The sequence below is a fragment of the Pseudoalteromonas sp. S3178 genome (assembly GCF_005886985.1).
Classification (GTDB): domain Bacteria; phylum Pseudomonadota; class Gammaproteobacteria; order Enterobacterales; family Alteromonadaceae; genus Pseudoalteromonas; species Pseudoalteromonas carrageenovora.
This window is the reverse complement of record NZ_PNCW01000148.1, coordinates 1-716: the sequence shown is the minus strand read 5'-3', so window position 1 is coordinate 716 and position 716 is coordinate 1. Positions and strand designations below refer to the sequence as shown.

The 716-nt window shown below is 38.1% G+C and carries 1 protein-coding gene; it reads right to left on the bottom strand.

The genetic code is table 11. The annotated features are described in order from the left end of the window. Positions 1-44: 44 nt before the first annotated feature. Positions 45-614 carry a hypothetical protein gene (locus CWC11_RS20400; protein WP_138684147.1) on the bottom strand — a complete coding sequence of 190 codons (570 nt, stop codon included), beginning with the start codon at positions 612-614 and terminating at the stop codon, positions 45-47. Positions 615-716 lie beyond the last annotated feature (102 nt).

The following is a 716-nucleotide window of genomic DNA, read 5'->3' as shown; positions in this document are numbered from 1 at the left end:
AAAGCCAACTGTTATTTGTCCTGCTTTAACGACTTGTTAAGTTGCTACTTTGCGAGCCAACACTTTTGAAAAACTAATGTATTATCACTTTCAAAGCGAATATTTTTTACCTTATTATGTTCATGGGTAGTGATTGTTTCATCTACCCCCTCCAAGAATCTTACTTGCAGCTTTTTGATAGGTTGACTATTTACTTCAACAAAAGCTGACTCAGTAAATAACGCAATAACAAAAGCCTCCTGAATGCCAGCCATAACATGAGTTGCAACTTGTTGCTCTTCACTATTCATATTGCTTGCATTAAGCCATAGTTCTTTCTCGTTTATACTCTCTGTTAGAGGTAACTTCTGTAGAGATGATAAAAGATGCTCTTTTGCCTTTTTTAAATAAGGACGATGGCTCCGCATCTCTTTTTCAATGATGCTTTTAAGCTTTAATACTGAGACTGTAACTTTCGAATTGTCGTCTTGCCTATATACAGAGGGAAAATTGTTATCCACTAATGTTTTAAACTCTTTAACTGTTGTTACAGGGTAATCGGTTCTTTCACATGGATCTTCATCTGCCAAAGTTACACTGGAAACAAACAACATTATTATGGGTAGAAATTTCACGTGAATCCTCAGAGCAACTTAACGCCGCAATAACCGGCGCGAGGTACGAGCGTCCGGCGCCGCAGGCGCGAAGTTAATTGCCTTGTATGGATAATAAACCCA